This window comes from Aromatoleum aromaticum EbN1 (assembly GCF_000025965.1).
Taxonomy (GTDB): Bacteria; Pseudomonadota; Gammaproteobacteria; order Burkholderiales; family Rhodocyclaceae; genus Aromatoleum; species Aromatoleum aromaticum.
This window is the reverse complement of sequence record NC_006513.1, coordinates 3,156,606-3,174,996: the sequence shown is the minus strand read 5'-3', so window position 1 is coordinate 3,174,996 and position 18,391 is coordinate 3,156,606. Positions and strand designations below refer to the sequence as shown.

Annotated in this window: 14 protein-coding genes and 1 pseudogene; 3 read left to right on the top strand and 12 right to left on the bottom strand. The window is 66.4% G+C overall.

Going from position 1 to position 18,391, the window contains the following annotated elements; all coding sequences use genetic code 11:
• Nucleotides 1-12: 12 nt before the first annotated feature.
• Nucleotides 13-249 carry an Hsp15 family protein gene (locus EBN1_RS15090; protein WP_241762743.1) on the top strand — a complete coding sequence of 79 codons (237 nt, stop codon included), beginning with the start codon at nt 13-15 and terminating at the stop codon, nt 247-249.
• Between the two features lie 12 nt (nt 250-261).
• On the opposite strand, the gene EBN1_RS15085 is transcribed toward EBN1_RS15090, so the two are convergent.
• The 5 genes from EBN1_RS15085 to EBN1_RS15065 form a co-directional block, all read right to left on the bottom strand.
• Nucleotides 262-594 (bottom strand): thioredoxin family protein, encoded by a 333-nt coding sequence (locus EBN1_RS15085; protein ID WP_041646468.1) that lies wholly within the window; start codon nt 592-594, stop codon nt 262-264.
• A gap of 142 nt (nt 595-736) precedes the next feature.
• Nucleotides 737-2,839 (bottom strand): TonB-dependent receptor, encoded by a 2,103-nt coding sequence (locus tag EBN1_RS15080; RefSeq protein ID WP_011238834.1) that lies wholly within the window; start codon nt 2,837-2,839, stop codon nt 737-739.
• A gap of 400 nt (nt 2,840-3,239) precedes the next feature.
• Complete coding sequence (locus tag EBN1_RS15075) at nt 3,240-3,671, bottom strand: PaaI family thioesterase (RefSeq protein WP_041646466.1); 432 nt, start codon at nt 3,669-3,671, stop codon at nt 3,240-3,242.
• Between the two features lie 158 nt (nt 3,672-3,829).
• A complete protein-coding gene (locus EBN1_RS15070; protein WP_041646464.1) occupies nt 3,830-4,042 on the bottom strand; it encodes a hypothetical protein in 213 nt (70 codons plus the stop codon).
• 241 nt (nt 4,043-4,283) lie between these two features.
• Complete coding sequence (locus tag EBN1_RS15065; protein ID WP_041647426.1) at nt 4,284-6,185, bottom strand: B12-binding domain-containing radical SAM protein; 1,902 nt, start codon at nt 6,183-6,185, stop codon at nt 4,284-4,286.
• 179 nt (nt 6,186-6,364) lie between these two features.
• Between EBN1_RS15065 and EBN1_RS15060 the strand changes: the two genes are divergently transcribed.
• Complete coding sequence (locus EBN1_RS15060; RefSeq protein WP_197531818.1) at nt 6,365-7,591, top strand: polysaccharide pyruvyl transferase family protein; 1,227 nt, start codon at nt 6,365-6,367, stop codon at nt 7,589-7,591.
• A gap of 181 nt (nt 7,592-7,772) precedes the next feature.
• On the opposite strand, the pseudogene EBN1_RS15055 reads toward EBN1_RS15060, so the two are convergent.
• The 7 genes and pseudogenes from EBN1_RS15055 to EBN1_RS15025 form a co-directional block, all read right to left on the bottom strand.
• A pseudogene (locus EBN1_RS15055) lies at nt 7,773-9,151 on the bottom strand (IS110-like element ISAzo22 family transposase).
• Nucleotides 9,152-9,483: 332 nt separating this feature from the next.
• Nucleotides 9,484-11,283, bottom strand: a complete 1,800-nt coding sequence (locus EBN1_RS15050) for an acyl-CoA dehydrogenase (protein WP_011238827.1) — start codon at nt 11,281-11,283, stop codon at nt 9,484-9,486.
• A gap of 39 nt (nt 11,284-11,322) precedes the next feature.
• Nucleotides 11,323-12,090, bottom strand: coding sequence for a 3-hydroxyacyl-CoA dehydrogenase (locus EBN1_RS15045; RefSeq protein ID WP_011238826.1), 768 nt, complete (start codon nt 12,088-12,090; stop codon nt 11,323-11,325).
• 29 nt (nt 12,091-12,119) lie between these two features.
• Nucleotides 12,120-13,385, bottom strand: a complete 1,266-nt coding sequence (locus tag EBN1_RS15040) for a thiolase family protein (RefSeq protein ID WP_011238825.1) — start codon at nt 13,383-13,385, stop codon at nt 12,120-12,122.
• Nucleotides 13,382-14,152, bottom strand: a complete 771-nt coding sequence (locus EBN1_RS15035) for a crotonase/enoyl-CoA hydratase family protein (protein ID WP_041647421.1) — start codon at nt 14,150-14,152, stop codon at nt 13,382-13,384. The genes EBN1_RS15040 and EBN1_RS15035 overlap by 4 nt, the downstream gene beginning before the upstream one ends.
• Nucleotides 14,153-14,202: 50 nt before the next feature.
• Nucleotides 14,203-16,056, bottom strand: a complete 1,854-nt coding sequence (locus EBN1_RS15030) for a feruloyl-CoA synthase (RefSeq protein WP_041646462.1) — start codon at nt 16,054-16,056, stop codon at nt 14,203-14,205.
• A 17-nt stretch (nt 16,057-16,073) separates the two neighbouring features.
• Nucleotides 16,074-17,216, bottom strand: a complete 1,143-nt coding sequence (locus tag EBN1_RS15025) for an ABC transporter substrate-binding protein (protein ID WP_011238822.1) — start codon at nt 17,214-17,216, stop codon at nt 16,074-16,076.
• A gap of 273 nt (nt 17,217-17,489) precedes the next feature.
• Here EBN1_RS15025 and EBN1_RS15020 point away from each other — a divergent pair, with 273 nt between their 5' ends.
• Complete coding sequence (locus EBN1_RS15020) at nt 17,490-18,386, top strand: TetR/AcrR family transcriptional regulator (RefSeq protein ID WP_011238821.1); 897 nt, start codon at nt 17,490-17,492, stop codon at nt 18,384-18,386.
• Nucleotides 18,387-18,391 lie beyond the last annotated feature (5 nt).

The following is an 18,391-nucleotide window of genomic DNA, read 5'->3' as shown; positions in this document are numbered from 1 at the left end:
CGCCCGGGCGACATGCTCGAAATCGTCACGGGCGATGCGCACTGGACCGTCGTCGTGCTCGGCCTCAACGAACAGCGTCGTCCCGCACCCGAAGCACGGGAACTGTACGAGGAGACCGTCGAAAGCAGCGAGCGGCGCGCGGCAGAAAAGGAAAACCGGCGGCTTGCGCCGGTGCCGGGCAGCGACCTGCGCGGGCGCCCGACGAAGAAGGCACGGCGGCAGATCAGAGGGTTCAACGAAGGCGGGTGAAAGCCCCGCGCGTCACGCGTTCCTGTCGATCCGCCCGAGCGCTTCCGCGATCGCTTCCGCATTCGCAGGGCGGACCAGGCGGGCGACCTCCTTTCCCTCTTTCAGGAAGATCAGCGTCGGCCACAGCTTGACACCGAACGAGCGGCCGAGCTTGCGCCCCTTGCCGTCTTCGACCCTGATATGCCGCACCTCCGGATGACGGGCGAACGCAGCGGCAATCAGCGGCTGTGCCCCTTGGCAGTACCCGCACCAGTTCGCTCCGAACTCGACGACCGCGGGCTCCTGCAGCGCATCGATCTCCGCGCGCTCGGGCGCCGTCGCGGAATAGGCAGTGTTCGTCGTCATGTTTTTTCCTCCCGGCAAAGTCTGCTGCCGGAAAGGTATATCAAAAAACGGGCCCGAGGGCTCGCGAAAGTCCGTCGGGCCCGCTCGGGCCAGTCGTCCGCGAGGCTTTTGCGCATCGCATCAGCCCCCGGAGTATCGGTTTTCAGAAAGCCGTGCTCAACGTCAGGCGCGCGTTGAGCGGCGCTCCCGGGCTGATGTTGTTGTCGCTGTGCGCAGTCGGGAAGTATTCCTTGTCGGTGATGTTCTCGACGTTGAGCGCGAGGCGGGTCTTGCGGTCGTTGAAAGTGTAGTAGACCGCGCCGTCGACGCGGGTGAACGACGGCAGTTTCACGCTGTTCGTGAAGGACGTGTAGCTCGACGACTGATTGATCACGCCGAGACCGACGCCCCAGCCCTGCCCGAGGTCGAAGCGGTTCCAGATCGACGTCATGTGGTCGGGAACGAGGCCGACCTTGCGGCCCTTCGGCGCGCTCGCGCTGGTCTTCGTGATCTCGGCGTCGAGGTTCGCATAACCGGCGAAGACCTGCCACCACGGCGTCACCTGGCCCTGCAGACCGATCTCGAAGCCTTCGGTGCGCTGCTCGCCCGTCTGCACGAAGAAGCCCGGGTTCAGTGGGTCGGCAGCACGCACGTCCTCGCGGTCGAGGCGGAACACCGCGGTCGACAACGTCAGCTCGGGCAGGACGTCCCATCGCGCGCCGACTTCGTAGTTGATCGCCTTCTCGGGATTGAGGTCCTCGGTGTTGGGCGAGAGACTCAGCTGTTCGCCGGCCGGCAGGAAGGAGTAGCTGTAGCTTGCGTAGTAGGTCTGGCGGGCCGTCGGAGTCCAGATCAAGCCGAAACGCGGGCTGACTTCCTCATCGGTCGTCGACAGGTCGGTGTTCGCCGCGCGCTTGTCGTTGAAATCGACTTCGAACTTGTCGTAGCGCAGGCCGGCCAGCACTTTCCACTGCTCGTTCAGCGCAATCTGGTCCTGCACATAGACAGCGTAAGTGTCCGACTCGACGTTGTTGTTCGCATCCGTGGCAGTCGGATTGAAACTGATCGCGGTCCCGAAGGGATTGCTCGCCGGCACGACGTTTGTCCCGGGCGCGAACTGACCGGTCTTGCGGCGATTGTCGCTGTCCTGATAGCCGAGCTCGATGCCGGCAAGCAGCGTGTGCTGCAGGCCGCCGGTCGCGAATTTCGTCGTCAGGTCAGTCTGGTTGAAGACGTTCAGCCGGTCGTTCGAGTTGTTGTAGGCGGAAAGCGTCGCCTGTCGGGCTGGATTGATCGCGACGTTCGACGAGAAGACGTTCTGGTAGAACTTGTCGTACTGCGCCGCGCGGAAGCTGTTCCTCAACTGCACGCCGCCAAAGTCGTGCTCGATGACTGCGGTGAGCGCATCCACGCCGGTGCGCGATTCGCTCTGGTCGGCGTTGCCGAAGAAGCGGCTGCGGCTGTCGTCGAACGGCCGGCCGTTCTGCGACGGCACGCCGCGGTCGGCAGTCCGCTCGTCGCGGAAATGCTCGAAGCCGAGAGTCAGCGCCGTGTTGCCGCCCGGCGTGAAGGTGATTGTCGGATTGATGCCGTAGCGGTCGAGATCAACGCCGTCGCGGAAGCTGTTGGCTTTTTCGGCCATCGCGTTCAGGCGCCACGCCGCCGCGTCGTTGATCTTTTCGCCGACGTCGACAGTGCCGCGCAGCTGATCCCAGCTGCCGACGGTAAGGCTGGCTTCGCCGACATGGCCGAACAGCGGGCGCTTCGTCACGCGGTTGACGACACCGCCCGCGCCGCCGCGGCCGAATGTCATGCCGCCCGGGCCCTTCAGCACTTCGACGCGCTCGAGGTTGTAGACGTCACGGAAGATCTGCGCGTCGTCGCGGATGCCGTTGACGAAGAAGTCGGCCGTCGTGTTGTTGCCGCGGATGACCATCTGGTCACGGTTGCCTTCACCCTGGGCCGCCGTCACGCCCGGCACGTAGCGCAGCACGTCGGACATGCCGCGCATCGCCTGGTCCTGGATGACTTCTCCCGGCACGACGGTGATCGACGCCGGGACTTCCTTCAACGGCGTGTCGGTCTTCGTGAAAGTGGCCGAGCGGGTGGCGCGGTAACCCTGCACCGGGCCGTCGGCCCGCTCGGCCTCGCCCTTGACGAGAACCGGGGCCAGCACCGCGTCGGCGGCATGCACAGCGACATGAGCGCCGCCGAGCGCGGCGAACACGGCCACTGCCGCGGGCTTCATGCGGATCTTGAACGACATCTATCTTGCTCCTTCGTGAATCCTGGCTGGCTGGGAGAGATGTCGCCTGGCTTGCCGATGACTGGAAAATTTGTGCTGAATCGTCTCGGGAGATTTGACGTGAGTAAATGAGAACGCGTCGCATCATAAACGCGAAGCATTCTCAGTGACAAGTGGTTTCAATTCGGCGCAATCGCTACACGCGCGCACACCCGTGGATTTCGCGGCTTCAACGAAGGAAGCGGCAGTTCGGGTCTGATCGCGATGCGGGCAACGCAGGGGATTGGCGGAGCTGAGAAAAGCGGACCCGCGCCTGCGAGCGGCGCGCCGAACCGGAGCGGAAGCGTTTCAGGCTCTGTGGAGCCGGTGCCGGCACGCTATTTTGCGCGAACGCCGTGCGGTACCAGCAGCGGGTGCCCGCTCAGGACTTCGGCCACAGGATCATCTGGGTACAGCGGAACAGCGCCAGCTTGCGCCCGCTCGCCTCGTCGGTCACGACGGCGTCCCACACCTGCGTGCTCTTCCCCAGGTGCTGAGCCGTTGCGACACACGCGATGCTGCCGTCCCTGACGGTGCCAAGATGGTTGCTCTTGAGCTCGATCGTCGTGAACGATTCGGCGCCGTCCGGCAGGTGCGCCATCGTGCCGTAGCCGCAAGTGGTGTCCGCCAGCGCGACGATGCTCGCCGCGTGGAGAAAATTGTTCGGTGCGAAATGCAGCTGCCTGACCGGCATCCGGCTGTTGAGCGTGCCCTGCTCCACCGACAGGATTTCGATACCGAGATAGCCTGGCAGGTATTCGCCGCCGCGCTGATTGAGCACGTCGAGTGTCACATCGGAGCGGAGTCGGCTCATTCGCTGTCCTTGAGAAGAGGCTCCGGCGACGCCGAGGCCGGGAAATCCGATTGTCTCGATGGTCGCGTGCGGCCCGCTCTCGAGAAAACGCCGTGCCGCCTCAAGTTTTCTTGTCCCCCTCGGGGGGCGGAAACGGCAAAGCCGTTTTCTGCGGGCGCTCAGAACGGCAGTCGGCGCCTCGGAGCTTGCGCGGGCTTTTCGCTGCGCGCGGGGGGAGTGGCCTTGACCGGCTTGCGCGGCAGGTTCATCTCGTCGCGGGCGAACCGGACCTTGCCTTCCAGCTCGCAACCACGCATGCCGGGCGAACAGACCGCACCCTGCACCCGCTGACAAATTCCTTCCAGATCGTGAGGACAGCTCCACGCACTCATGCTCGAACACTCCATTTCCATATCAAAGAACCTCGCGACCCATGGTCGCGGACAGTGCATTTTCGGGGGCCGCAGTCCGGCTCGCCGAATCGTGCGGCCGTCATGCCGGCATCGTCATCATCGACCTCCGCCCCCCGCACTGGGGTACCAGCCTAGCGCAAGGGGCGCTTCGCCTCAAGGACCGCGGCGGAGAAAACGCCGGCGACCGCGCGCTAACGCGGATATGGGCCACTCGAAACGCTCACCGCAACGCCCGCGCGATGAACTGGCGAGGCACGCGGGGGCGAGGTACGCGATCGGAAAACCAGCTGCGCACGTCTTCATCGAGACCGATGCCGTGCATGTAGTTGTACAGCGCCTTGTTCAGCGCAACCCCCAGCATGTCGTGGTCGACGCCCGTCGGATCGAGGAAACGCACGTCGTTGCGGGCGAACGATGCCGGCGGCAGCGGTGCCAGCGTGACGCCGTACATTTCGGGCTGCTGGCCGACCGGCGAGTGCACGGTGCAGGCGAAGCGATGGAAAAACCCGGACTGGATGCAGCCGGCTTCGAAGAGCTGCCGCACGTATTCGAGCGCATCCACGGTATCCTGCACGGTCTGGGTCGGAAAGCCGTACATCAGGTAGGCGTGGACAAGGATTCCCGCTTCGCTGAAGCCGTGCGTGACGCGCGCGACCTGCTCGACCGACACGCCCTTGTTCATCAGTTTGAGCAGGCGGTCCGACGCGACTTCGAGGCCGCCGGAAATCGCGATGCAGCCGCTGTCGGCAAGCAGCCGGCACAGCTCACGCGTGAACGATTTTTCGAAGCGGATATTGCCCCACCACGAGATCGCGCGGCGGCGGTCGAGAAGCTCCTGCGCGAGAGCTTTCAGCGCTTTCGGCGGCGCGGCTTCGTCGACGAAATGGAAACCCGTCTGGCCGGTCTCGTCGATGATCGCCTCGATGCGATCGACGAGCGTCGTCGCGGCAACGCCGTCGTAGCGCGAGATGTAATCGAGGCTGACGTCGCAGAAGCTGCACTTTTTCCAGTAACAGCCGTGCGCGACGGTGAGCTTGTTCCAGCGCCCGTCCGACCACAGCCGGTGCATCGGGTTGAGCATGTCGAGGACTGAAAGGTAACGATCCAGCGGCAGGCCGTCCCAGGTCGGCGTGCCGACTTCGGCGAACGCGATGTCGGCTTCCCCGAGGTTGATGTAACGCACCGTCGCATCGTCGTCGCGCACGAAAGTACGCACCAGCCGCTCCTGCGAACGCCCGCCGGCAAGGTGGTCGAGCAGCGCCAGGATCGGGCGCTCGCCGTCGTCCAGCGTCACGTAGTCGAAATAGTCGAACACCCGCGGCTCGCAGAGCTCGCGCAACTCGGTGTTCACGAATCCGCCGCCGAGGGCGGTGACGATCGCCGGGTCGTGTTCCTTGATCGCCTGCGCGATGCGAAACGCCGCGTAGACGGCCCCCGGGAACGGCACCGACAGCAGCACGAGCTGCGGCGCATGGCGGGCGATCGCGTCGAGCGTCAGCGCGCGCAGCGTGCGGCCGACGAGATTGAGCGGCGCTGCGAGGGCTTCGGCGAGCGGATCGAAAGTCGGCTGGCTCTGCGCCAGCGATTCGGCGTAGCGCACGAACTCGAAGCGCGGATCGATGGCCTCGCGCAGCACGTCGGCGACGTCGTTCAGATACAGCGTCGCCAGATGCCGCGCGCGGTCCTGCAGCCCGAGCGCGCCGAACGCCCACGCGAGCGGATCGCCTCCGTCCGGGTCGACGTAGACGTCGAGCGAGTCGAAGCGCGAGCCTTCGGGCAGGAAGCTGCGCCCGGCAATGCGATGCGCGAGGGTCGGATCGCGCCCCTGCAGGAACGCGATCGCCGGTCCGATCGTCGTCCGGTAGCGGTCGAATTGCGCGAGGAAAGCCTGCACGCGCGGCGGGCGTCTGGATTCGGGCGTCGCTTCGATGTTGTCGCGGATCGCCGCCAGCCCGTCACCGGAAAACAGCCGCAGCACGAGCGCCAGCGCAAGATCCTCCTGCACCGCATCGATGCCGCGCGAGCGCAGGAAGCCGGTCAGGTACGCGGTGGACGGGTACGGCGTGTTGAGTTGCGTCATCGGCGGGATTACCGACAAAACGCGCAAGGAGGTGTCTGACATCATGGCAGGAGAGCCTGTCGGGAGAACCGGATCGGGAAGCGGTGTCGCGAGAGACGCGCGCCGACGACTGCGACCGGCATGATCCTTCGGAAATCGCCGCAAGGTTTGCGCTGGGCTCGGGCCGCACATTCTAGAGGCAATCATTGCGCCCCGACAGCGCGCACCGAAAGGAGGCACGGGTGGCACGAATTCCGCTCGTTCGCGAACCGCCAGCACACATTCCGACGATCCTGTTCGGCGCGTTCGACCGCCACAACTTCGGTGACCTGCTGTTTCCGCACATCGTCGCCGCAATGCTCGACGACCGGAATCCGGTATTCGCCGGTCTCGTCGACGCCGACTTGCGGCGTTTCGGCGGACATGCGGTCCACGCGATCGCGCCACTCGCGGCGGCATGGGGCGAACGCGCGGTCAACCTCATCCACGTCGGCGGCGAGATTCTCACCTGCGGCGCGTGGCATGCCGCGGTGATGCTGCTCCCGCTGCCGGAAGCGCGCGCAGTCGTCGCCCGCTTCGACCCGCGCCCGGAAGAGGCGCTGGAATGGGCGCAGCGCCGGCTGGGCACGCGGGCGCTCGCACCCTATTGCGTGCCCCGCGATTTTTTCCCCGGTGCACGCGTGATTTACAACGCCGTCGGCGGTGCCGGGTTCGGCGAGTGCGACGAGGCCTTGCGCGCCGAAGTCCTCGCGAATCTCCGCGCCGCCGACACAATCGGCGTGCGGGACCGTGAGACGCGCGCGCAGCTCGCCGCGGCGAGTGTCCCGGCCCGGCTCGTGCCCGACCCCGCGGTGATGGTCGCGGTACTGTTCGGCGAGCGCATCGCCCGGCACGCCCGTGTGGGCGAAGTCGCGCAGATCCGCGCCGCGTTCCCGCAAGGCTATCTCGCGGTGCAGTTCAGCGCCGACTTCGGCGACGATGCAACGCTCGACGCGATCGCTGCCGGGCTCGAACGCAGTGCGCGCTCGAGCGGCCACGGCGTCGCCCTGTTTCGCGCCGGCGCGGCACCTTGGCACGACGACACGGCCTGCTACGCGCGGCTCGCGGCACGCCTGCCGACAACACTGGTGAGGATCGTCGAATCGCTCGACATCTGGGACATCTGCGCGCTGATCGCGGCGAGTCGCGGGTACTGCGGCAGCAGCCTGCACGGCCGGATCGTCGCGATGGCCTTCGCGCTGCCGCGCGTCAACCTGCTCCATCGGCGCGCAGGGCATCCCGGCAAGCAGGCGGCGTTCGCCGCGACGTGGGAGCCGCCGCAAGTGCGTGCGACGGTCGAGGTGGACGAGATCGCCGACGGCATCGGCGAAGCCTTGAACGCCGACCCGGAGCAACTGCGGCAAACCGCGCGCGAACTGGTCGAACGCTATCGCAAGGAATTCGACGCGACCCGGCAGCGGCTCGTATGAAGCGGGCGGTGCGGGCTCTTGAGAAACAGCTTCCATTCGCCATTATTGGCTCGTCAGCTAATTACCGTTCGGGCTGAGGTTGTCGAAGCCCTGGCAGCGCCCTTCGACAGGCTCTCAAGAAACAGTAATTTTCGCATCTTGATTCAATGGGTTAAAAATGTGCAGCGAGGAACGATCGGCATTATGGTTGAGCGGGAACAGCCTGCGGCGAGAGGGTCAGGCCGAGCTCCTGGGCGCGCTTCTGCAGTGCTTTGATGGCGCGTTCGCGGTAGCGCGCTTCGTGCCTGGCCTGATCCTCCTTGACGTAGCTGGCCTGCCCGCTGAGCATCGCATGGACAATACGCGCGAGCTTATGCGCCACGGCGGTAATGGCCTTGGGCGAGCCCATGCGCAGGGCAAGCTTTCGGTAATAGGCCCCCATGGCGCAGCGCGAGCGCGACAAGCCCAGCGCGGCGAGTTTCAACGCCCGCGCGACACGGTTGGGGATTCGTTTGCTGGCGCCGGAGAGCTTCTTGTTGCCAGAAATCCGCGTGCCGGGGCACAGTCCCAGCCACGAGCAGAAATGCTTTGCCGTGGCGAAGCGGGTGAGCGAGCTCCCCAACTCCGAGAGGATCTTCAGGGCGGTGCCCACGTCGATGCCGGGCACTTCGGTCAAATCCACGCCGCACCAGTTCATCAGTGCCCGCCGTCCGTCGAAGGCCAGCGTGTTCTTGCGACGTCCCTTGTTCGCGTTCGCCTCCGGCCTCTTGTCGAAGACGCGCATCGCCTCAAGCCGCCCCTCGATCTCGGCGTCCAGCCGCGCAATCTGCTCGCTGGCAAAGTCATAGGCCTTGAGCTCGTGGGCAAGACTGAACAGATGCTCGCGGCTCCAACGCCCTTCGAGCGCCTTGGCAATCTGCTCGGTGCTGGCATGTACCCGGTAGTTCCTCAACTGCGCGAGGGCCATGCGGTCGCGCCGCCGGCAACGATGGCGCGGATGATGTTCATGCCCGTCTCGCCGGTGATGTCGGTAATCACGTTGGTGAGTTGCACATTCATCTGGGTGAGCGCCTTTTGCATGCGCTGGGTATGCCGGGCGCGCTCATCGATGGTGATGTCGCGCAGCCGCGACATCTCGCGCAGCGCGCAAACCTGCTCATCCGGCCGATGCGCCTGACTCAGCAGTCCGAAGCTGTGCAGTTGTTGCAACCACTGGCAATCAAGCACGTCGGATTTGCGCGCCTTGACGTGGCGTACGCTTTTGGCATCGACCAGCCACACCTCAAAGCCACGCGCTTGCAGAAGCTCGTACAGCGCTATCCAATACACCCCCGTCGATTCGAGCGCGACGGTATCGATGCGGCACGCGCAAAGCCAATTGGCAACCGCGACCAGGTCTTCGGTGTGCGGTCCGAATTCGCGCACCGCGGGCTCGCCTTTGCCTACCCGATCAGGCGGCACCGCCACATAGTGGCTTGCCCCGCCGATGTCGATGCCGGCAGCGTTGGGATGCTTGATGCTCAACGGCTCGACCGGTGTGCCGTCAACTCCGCGTCGGGTCGGACCAACTCGTTGCGCCATGTTCTCTCCTTGAGTCAAGGTCGCTCGCGGACGTGGGCATGTCGATACGCTCAATCTCTCAATCGGGATGTCGGACAGACCCGCCGGTGGCCAGCACCAACGCGCCAGGGGACTCACCATACTCGCCGACGATGCCTCAACCATACTCAGAGGACGGGCTCCAGGGCACCAGTGCTCAGTCGGTCTTTGTCCACAAGCAACTCCCCGAACACTACCACCGCCCTGTTTCTTGCCAACGCCTTTCGACCATCGGGCGAATATCCCACTCAGGGCGAACGGCCTCGGCTGTTTCTCCGTCTCGCTTTGCCTCGCCACGGCGAGGCTTACTTCGCTCAGAAGGCCGCAGCGTCGAAGCGGATCAAGGGCCCGCCGGCTTCCCGCACCGCCTGCGAGCAGGCCGCCGCCTGCGGGCCGAAGCTCGCGATGTAGAAACGGGCGAGCTCGACGAGGCTCGCGAGGTACACCGGGTCGCCCTGGCCGGCGGCGAGCCGTCGCCGTGCGGCGAGCGCGACGCGGGCCATCTGCCACGCGCCGCATGTGATCCCGAGCAGATGCAGGAACGGCACTGCGCCGGCGAGCACCTCGGCAAAGCGTTCCTTCCCGTTCGCGAGCACCCACTCGGCCGCCCGTTCGACGGCGATGATGCTGTCGGCGAATCCGTCGGCAAGCGACCCGAGTTCGGCCTCTTCGCGCAACGTCGCGGCGGTCGCATGCAGGTCCGCGATCAGTTCGCGCAGCGTCTCCCCGCTTTCGCGCAGGATCTTGCGGCCGATCAGGTCGTTGGCCTGAATGCCCGTCGTGCCTTCATAGATCGTGATGATGCGCGCGTCGCGGGCGAACTGCGCAATGCCCGTCTCCTCGACGAAGCCCATGCCGCCGAACACCTGGATCGCGTCGCTGCAGACCTGCTGGCCGACTTCGGTGCACCAGCCTTTCGCGACCGGCATCAACAGGTCGACGTAACGCCGGCATTTCGCCGCGAGCGCGGCGTCCGGATGATGCTCGGCGAAGTCGAACCAGCCGGCCGCCGTATACAGCAGCGCGCGCATTGCCATCACCCTCGCGCGCATAGACAGCAGCATGCGCTTGACATCGGGGTGATGGAGGATCGGCTGACCCGCTTCGCCGGTGATCGCGTCGCGGCCCTGCACGCGTTCGCGCGCATAGCCGAGGGCGAGCTGGTAGGCACGCTCGCCGAGCCCGGCGCCCTGCACGCCGACGCCGAAGCGCGCTTCGTTCATCATGATGAACATCGTCTCGAGGCCGCGGTTCGGCCCCCCGACGAGCCAGCCGACCGCGCCGCCGGCGTCGCCGGCGTCGCCGTAGCTCATCGTGCAGGTCGGGCTGCCGTGGATGCCGAGCTTGTGCTCGATCGCGATGCAGCGCACGTCGTTCTTCGCGCCCGGATTGCCGTCGGCGTCAAGCAGGAACTTCGGCACGAGGAACAGCGACAGCCCTTTGACGCCGGCCGGCGCGTCGGGCAGCCGCGCGAGCACGAGATGGACGATGTTGCTCGTCAGTTCGTGCTCGCCGTACGAGATGAAGATCTTCTGGCCGAAGAGGCGAAAACTTCCGTCCGGGGCAGGCTCGGCGCGAGTACGCGTCGCCGCGAGGTCGGAGCCCGCCTGCGGCTCGGTGAGGTTCATCGTGCTGCCCCACTCGCCACTGACGACTTTGGGCAGCCACGTCTGCTTGAGCTCGTCGCTGGCGGCGATCAGCAGGGCTTCGGCCTGGCCGACGTTCAGTTGCGGCAGCATCGCGAACGCCATGTTCGTCGCGAACCACATCTCCCATACTGGCGTCGACACGAGCTTCGGCAGGCCCTGGCCGCCGAATTCCAGCGGCAGCGACAGACCGGTCCAGCCGGCTTCGACGAAGCGGTCCCACGCCTCCTTCCAACCATCGGGGGTCACGACACGCCCGTCGGCGTCGAGACGGCAACCCTGCACGTCGCCCCGGGCGTTGATCGGGCCGAGCACGCCGGCGGCGAACTTGCCCGCCTCGTCCAGGATCGCTTCGACGACGTCCGGCGTCGCGTCCTCGAATCCCTGCAGTGCAGAAACCGCGTCCTGACCGGCGAGCTCGCGGAGGATGAAGTGCATGTCGCGCAGCGGCGCGGCGTAGTCGTGCATGGGACTGGCTCCGGCCGGCACAGGTCCGGCCAAACGGGCTTAGCGGGGCGCGAGGCGGATCGCGCCGTCGAGGCGGATCGTCTCGCCGTTGAGCATCGCGTTCTCGACGACCTGGCGTGCGAGCTGGGCGTATTCGGCCGGTTCGCCGAGGCGCGACGGGAACGGCACTGCTTCGCCGAGCGAGCGCTGCACGTCTTCGGGCAGGCCCTGCATCATCGGCGTCAGGAACAGGCCCGGCGCGATCGTCACGACGCGGATGCCGAAGCGGGCGAGTTCGCGTGCGACCGGCAGCGTCATCGACACGATGCCGCCTTTCGACGCGGCATAGCCGGCCTGGCCGATCTGGCCGTCGTACGCGGCGATCGACGCGGTGTTGATGATCACGCCACGCTCGCCGCCGGCGTTCGGTTCGCCTTTCGACATCGCTTCGGACGCGAGCCGGATCATGTTGAAAGTGCCGACCAGGTTGATGTTCACGATGCGCGCGAACGTGTCGAGCGGATGCGGGCCGTCGCGGCCGAGCACTTTCGCGGCGGTGCCGATGCCGGCGCAGTTGACGAGCCCGTTGAGCGCGCCGAAGCGTGCGAGCGCGAGCTCGACGCAGCCGCGCGCATCGGCTTCGGATGCGACGTCGGTGCGGTGGAACGCTGCGCGGGCGCCGAACTCATCGGCGAGCTTTTCCCCGCCGACGCTATTCAGGTCCGCGATAACGACGTTCGCGCCGGCAGCGTGGAACGCGCGCACAGTCGCTTCGCCGAGCCCCGACGCCCCGCCGGTGACGATAAAAGTGCTGCTTTCGAGTTTCATCGTTTTTCCCCTTTTCGCTGGCTGATGGCTCAGCCGACGTTCTCGACGACGATCGCAACGCCCTGGCCGCCACCACAGCACGCGGACGACACGCCGAACTGCAGCCGCGCCTCCTGCAGCTCGCGCGCCACCGTCGTCGTCAGCCGCACACCGGATGCGCCGAGCGGATGACCGATCGCGATCGCGCCGCCATGCACGTTGGCACGCTCGCGGTCGAGCCCCAGTTCGCGTTCGCACGCGAGGTATTGCGCGCCGAACGCTTCGTTGATCTCGACGCGCCCCAGGTCGCCGACGGTGAGTCCGGCCTTCGCTGCTGCGGCACGAATCGCCGGCGCCGGACCGATGCCCATGATCTCCGGCGGCACTGCCACCGACGCGCCGGCGACGATGCGCGCCAGCGGCTTGACGCCGTGCGCGCGCACCCAGTCGCCGTGGGCGACGATCACCGCAGCGGCGCCATCGACGATCGCCGAGCTGTTGCCGCCGGTCTGCACGCCGCCGAACGCCGGTTTCAGCTTCTGCAGCGCGTCGAACGACGTCGGGCGCACATGGCCGTCGCGATCGCACACCTCGGCACGGTCGGCGAGCTTCAGCGACCGGGCGTTGTAGCCGTCCAACTCCCATTTCGCATTGACGACGGGGGCAACTTCGCCGGCGAACCAGCCCGACTCCCAGGCCGCACAAGCATGTGCAAAGCTCTGCTCGGCGAAGCGGTCGACCTCGCCGCGCGAAATGCCGTAGCGCTTCGCGAGGTTTTCCGCGGTGTCGCCCATGCTCGCTCCGGGCGCGGTGTCCTTCGTCGCTTCCCACAGGAAGTCGCGGAAATCGAGCTGGCCCATGCGGAAACCGGCGCGGTGCGTGTAGGCGGCGATCGGGTTGCGCGACATCGATTCAGTGCCGACGGCGAGCGCGACTTTAGCCTTGCCGAGCGTGATCTGGTCGGCGGCGGCGATGATCGTCTCGAAGCCGGTACCGCACAGGCGCTGCACGAGCAATGCCGGAACGTTCGGGTTCACACCCGAATACAGGCCGATGTGGCGCGGCAGGAAATACGCATCGAAGCTCGCCTGCGCCATGTTGCCGGCGACGATCGCGTCGATTTCGCTCGCCGGGATGCCGCTCCTGTCGAACAACGCGCGAGCGGCGAAAATGCCGAGGTCGGTCGGCGACACGTCGCGCAGCACACCGTTGTAGTCGGCGAAAGGCGTGCGGCTCCCGGCGACGAGCCAGATGTCGTCGTAGCGCGCGGCATGGGCCGCGGCTTGCGACGCGGCGTAGGAATTGGTCGTGTTCATCGCTGCGCTCCCTGACCTTTGCGCTGCAGGAACTGGCCGATGCGCTCGGCGACTTCCGGGCCGGTCTGCGTGACCGCGGCCGTCAGCGACTCGACGAAGAAGCCGTCGTCGGCCGCCATGTTCTCGATGCGGGCGATCGACGTGACCATCGCCCAGTTCGCCATCGGCGCGTTCTCGGCAATCCGGCGCGCGAGCTGCTGCGCCTTCGCGAGCCCTTCGCCGGGCCCGACGAGGTAATGCGACAGGCCGAGGCGCTGCCCTTCGTCGGCATCGAGGATGCGTCCGGTCAGCATCATTTCGCCCATCCGTCCGGCGCCGATGATCCGCGCGACCCGCACCGAGGCGCCTCCGCCGACGAAAATGCCGTGGCGCCCTTCGGGCAGCTGGTAGATCGTGTTCGGCTCGGCGACGCGCACGTGGGTCGCGGCCGCCAGCTCGAGGCCGCCGCCGATGACCGCGCCGTGCAGCGCGGCGACGACCGGAATGCCGCCGTTCTGGATGCGGCTGAACACGCGGTGCCAGCCCTGCGAGTGCTTCATGACGCCGAAAGGCTCGCGGTGTTGGTGCTCGGTCAGGTCGAGGCCGGCGCAGAAATGCTCGCCCTCCGCGGCCAGCACGATCACTCGGGCGCCGTCGGGGACGGCCGCGAAAGCTTCGTCGATCGCAGCCAGCAGACGGTCGCTGATCGCGTTGCGCTTGGCGGGGCGCGCCAGCGTGACGGTGTAGATGTCGTCCTCATGCGAGGTTCTTACCAGTTGTTCGGTCATCAGGATGATCCTTTCGTGATTCATGCCGAAATTCTCCGGTCGGCGTCCGGCTACGCAGTGACGACGGACTTGTCCGGCATCGCCGCATACAGGGATTCGATGAGGTCGCGGCGCCGGGTCAGCACCGCGCGCTGGTTGATGTAGCCTTTGTCGGTGATCTCGCCGGCTTCGACCGACGGCGGCTCGGCCATCAGCAACGCGCGCGTCGGGCACGTCGACGAGCCGCCGCCGGCCTGCATCATCGCCGCCATGCCGAGACGCACGCGGGCGAGCACCGCCGGGTTCGACAGCACCTGCTCGACCGGAGCGTCGGAGGGCAGTCCCGGGCACAGCGAACGGCATTCGGGGATGTTCGGGAACACCAGGAAGCCGATGTCGTCGCGGTCATGCCCGGTGACGACAATGTCCTGCGCAACCGGCTTGAGCGCGTCGATGCCTTTGACGCGCAGCGCTCCGACGTGCACCCACGTGCCGGTCAGCAGCTTGAAGTCCTCGCCGACGCGTCCGTCGAACAGCAGGCCCTGTTCGGGACGGGCCGGATCGACGAACTCGACTGCGTCGCCGATCAGGTAGAAGCCTTCGTCGTCGAAGGATTTCGCCGTCAGCTCGGGCTGCTTCCAGTAGCCGGGGAACACGTTCGGCCCCCTGACCCGCACTTCGAGCTTGTCGGCCGACGGCACGAGCTTCAGCTCGGTGCCGGGCACCGGCACGCCGATGACGCCTGAGCGCACCGCCTGGAAATGGCAGTCGGTCGCAAGCGGCGAAGTTTCGGTCGAGCCCCACGACGACACCATCGTGACGCGGCGGCCGGTCGCTTCCTCGGACAGGTTCTCCAGCTCGGCCCACAGGTGCTGCGGCAACGCGGCGCCGGCGTAGAAGATCAGCTTCAGGCGCTTGAAGAAACTGTCGCGCAGCACCTTGTCGCGACGCAGTACCGGCACCAGCATGTCGAACGCGCGCGGCACGCTGAAATAGATCGTCGGCGAGACTTCGCGCAGGTTGCGCAGCGTTTTGTCGAGCAGCGCCGGCGTCGGCTTGCCGTCGTCAAGGTACATGCTGCCGCCGAAGCGCAGCACCATGTTGAAGTTGTGGTTGCTGCCGAAAGTGTGGCTCCACGGCAGCCATTCCATCAGCAGCGGTGGCTCGTGGAGCAGGAAAGGCCACACCAGCTCCTTCGCGAGCTGACTTGCGCACAGCATGCGCTGGGTATTGATGACCGCTTTCGGTGTACCGACCGAGCCGGACGTGAACAGGAACTTCGCGATCGTGTCCGGCGTGATCCGGGCGTATGCCTCCATCACCGCCGCCTCGTCGCTGTCCGCCTCGATAGCGGCGAACGGCATGCAGCCGGCGGTCGATTCGCTGCCGCCCCCGGCGACCACGACGCCGTCGTGCAGCGGGCGGATCGCATCGATCGCGGCCGCAAACTTGCCGACCTGATCGGCATAGATGACGCCGGGTCGCAGCAACTCGATGTTCGCCTTCAGCTTGGCGAAATCCTTCGACATCAGCGAGTTGCCCGACGAGATCGCGCACGACGGCACACCGATGTGCATCGCCGCGAGCATCAGCAGCGCATGTTCGATCGAGTTGTCGGAAAGGATCGCGACTGGCCGCTCGGCCGACAGGTTCTGGCCGAGCAGCCAAGTCGCGATCGCGATGACGCGCCGGCGCGCCTCGCCATAGCTGACGCGGTCCCACTCACCGGCCACGTTGCGCTCGGCGAGGAACAGGCGCTCCGGCGTGTCGCGCGCCCAGCGTTCGAGCCACTCGCCGACGCAGCGCGCGTAGCCGTCGGGCAATTGGATTCCGGAACGCAGGACGCGGCTGCCGTCCGGGCGTGCCTCGATGTTCACGACCGGCCGGGCGAACATCGCGTCGATATCGGATATCACGGTGCTCATGGGATTTTCCGTTGGGGTCACTGCGGGATCATCTTGTACGCACCGCTCTCGATCTTCACGAGCACGTGCGAGCGCGCATCGAGACCGAAGTGGTCGGCGGCGCTCATGTTGAACACGCCATGGCTGCCGACGACCTCCTTGTTCGACTCGATCGCATCCCGCAGCGCCGCGCGGAACTGCGGCGTTCCCGGTTTGGCCGTCTTCAGCGCGATCGGGATCGCCTGTTCGATGAGGCGGAACGCATCGAACGCATGACCCGCGAACGACGAGAACGAGCCTGCGCCGTATGCGGCTTCGTACTTGCTCACGAGCTCGCGCCCGGCGGTCTTCGACGGGTGAGCGTCCGGCACCTGGTCGACGACGACGACCGGGCCGACCGGCATGATCGCGCCCTCGGCGGCTTTGCCTGCGACCTTCAGGAAAGCCTGGTTGGCGGCCGCGTGCGTCTGGTAGATCTGGCCTTTGTAACCGCGCTCGCCGAGCGTCGTCTGCGGCAGCGCGGCAGGGCTTCCGGAGCCCACCACCAAAACCGCGTCGGGCCGCGCCGCGATCAGCTTCAGCACCTGCCCGCTGACCGACGTGTCGGCGCGCGCATAGCGCTCGACCGCCACCATCCTGATGCCTGCCGCCTCGGCGCGGCTCTTTACGGCGCCCAGCCAGTCTTCACCGTAGGCGTCCGCAAAGCCGATGAAACCGAGCGTCCTGACGCCTGTCGCCTTCATGTGGGCGAGCAGCGCCTCGGCCATCACGCTGTTCTGCTGCGGCGTGCGGAACACCCATCTGTTGCGGTCCGCAGGCAGGGACACGGGGCTGATCGTGATCTGCGGCGTCGCGCTCTCGTTTGCGACTTCGGCCATTGCCGCGGTGGCCGGGGTCGTCGACGAGCCGACGAGCACGTCAACGTTGTTTTCCGTGACCAGCTTGCGCGCATTCTTCGTTGCGATCGACGGATCGGTCGCATCATCCAGCACGATGTATTGGATTTTTTCCCCGGCGATCTGCGCCGGCAGCAGCGCGAAGACGTTTTTCTCGGGAATGCCGAGCGACGCACCGGGCCCGGTCGCCGACAGTGACACTCCCACCGTGATGTCCGCGACAGCGGGTTGAACGAACGACAGCGACGCGAACGAGCACAGGACTGCGAGCTTCTTGACTTGCATGGTCACTCCTCTGGTTCCGACACGGGATTTTCCCGGGCCAATCGAACGGCGGCTGGACCGCTCTGGGTATCGCGCCGAAAGATGTCGGCGTGTCGCAAAGTTAGCAATGACGAACGATCTTGTCAAACACTTGTTCGAGTAGTTTGTGAGTGAGTACTGTAACCCGGACGGAGCGCAGCACGCCAGAGTTCGACGCGGCGCCGGGACACGTTATGCGGCGCGTTCCGGCCATTGCTCGCTATCATTGCGGCCCGAAGCGCGGCAGGATTCCGGATGGCCCCGAAAACAACTTCAGACGACGACACGCCAGCACTCGACACCGAGCAGGCGATACTGCAGCTGGCGCGGGAGGAACCCGAGCTCGGGCAGGCGGCGGTCGCTGAGCGGCTACGGCGATCGGGAATGCGGATTTCAGCGTCCGGCGTGCGCTACCTGTGGCAGAAGCACGGGCTGGAGACGGCGGCAAAGCGCCTGCAGGCGCTGGTGCGTGATTCCGATGGCGGCCTTGCGGTGCTGAGTGACAGCCAACGCCGGCTGCTCGAGCGAGCGACATTGAGCGCGCAGGCGTCCCGCGGGCGAGCGGGGGAAGAAGCGGGACCGGATGACGAACGCCTGGACCGGCGACGGGTGATCCTCAACGCGGCTGCCGAACTGTTTTCGGAACAGGGCTACGACCGTGCGTCGATCCGCGATATCGCGAACAAGGCCGGACTGCTCGCCGGATCGGTCTATCACCACTTCGCGTCGAAGGACGAGCTGTATCTGGCGGTGCACCGCGAAGGTTTCCACGACGTCATGGAAACGGTGCAGCGCGAGGTCGACAGCGCGAGCGACCCGTGGGAGCGCCTCACGCGTGCGTGCGAAGTGCATGTACATCTCATCGTCGGCGGCTCGCCGGTGCACCGCGTGACCGGCCACAGCCTGGCGCTGATCGGGCACGACACACTGCTGGCGAAAATCCGGCCGGTGCGCGACGACTACGAGGATCTGTACCGCGGACTCATCGACGCCCTGCCCGTCGCGCCGGGCACCGACCGCTCGCTGCTGCGGTTGATGCTGCTCGGCGCGATGAACTGGGTATACCTGTGGTACCGCGAAGGGCGACGGTCGCCGCAGGAAATCGCAGCGACGATGGTGGACATGCTGCGCTGGGGCACCAGCCCGCGATAGCGGGC

What these genes read in the sequence shown, in the direction of transcription:
- EBN1_RS15090 (WP_241762743.1), top strand. Translation starts at nt 13, where the DNA reads ATGCTCGAAATCGTCACGGGCGATGCGCACTGGACCGTCGTCGTGCTC.
- EBN1_RS15085 (WP_041646468.1), bottom strand. Translation starts at nt 594, where the DNA reads ATGACGACGAACACTGCCTATTCCGCGACGGCGCCCGAGCGCGCGGAG.
- EBN1_RS15080 (WP_011238834.1), bottom strand. Translation starts at nt 2,839, where the DNA reads ATGTCGTTCAAGATCCGCATGAAGCCCGCGGCAGTGGCCGTGTTCGCC.
- EBN1_RS15075 (WP_041646466.1), bottom strand. Translation starts at nt 3,671, where the DNA reads ATGAGCCGACTCCGCTCCGATGTGACACTCGACGTGCTCAATCAGCGC.
- EBN1_RS15070 (WP_041646464.1), bottom strand. Translation starts at nt 4,042, where the DNA reads ATGAGTGCGTGGAGCTGTCCTCACGATCTGGAAGGAATTTGTCAGCGG.
- EBN1_RS15065 (WP_041647426.1), bottom strand. Translation starts at nt 6,185, where the DNA reads ATGTCAGACACCTCCTTGCGCGTTTTGTCGGTAATCCCGCCGATGACG.
- EBN1_RS15050 (WP_011238827.1), bottom strand. Translation starts at nt 11,283, where the DNA reads ATGCACGACTACGCCGCGCCGCTGCGCGACATGCACTTCATCCTCCGC.
- EBN1_RS15045 (WP_011238826.1), bottom strand. Translation starts at nt 12,090, where the DNA reads ATGAAACTCGAAAGCAGCACTTTTATCGTCACCGGCGGGGCGTCGGGG.
- EBN1_RS15040 (WP_011238825.1), bottom strand. Translation starts at nt 13,385, where the DNA reads ATGAACACGACCAATTCCTACGCCGCGTCGCAAGCCGCGGCCCATGCC.
- EBN1_RS15035 (WP_041647421.1), bottom strand. Translation starts at nt 14,152, where the DNA reads ATGACCGAACAACTGGTAAGAACCTCGCATGAGGACGACATCTACACC.
- EBN1_RS15030 (WP_041646462.1), bottom strand. Translation starts at nt 16,056, where the DNA reads ATGAGCACCGTGATATCCGATATCGACGCGATGTTCGCCCGGCCGGTC.
- EBN1_RS15025 (WP_011238822.1), bottom strand. Translation starts at nt 17,216, where the DNA reads ATGCAAGTCAAGAAGCTCGCAGTCCTGTGCTCGTTCGCGTCGCTGTCG.
- EBN1_RS15020 (WP_011238821.1), top strand. Translation starts at nt 17,490, where the DNA reads ATGGCCCCGAAAACAACTTCAGACGACGACACGCCAGCACTCGACACC.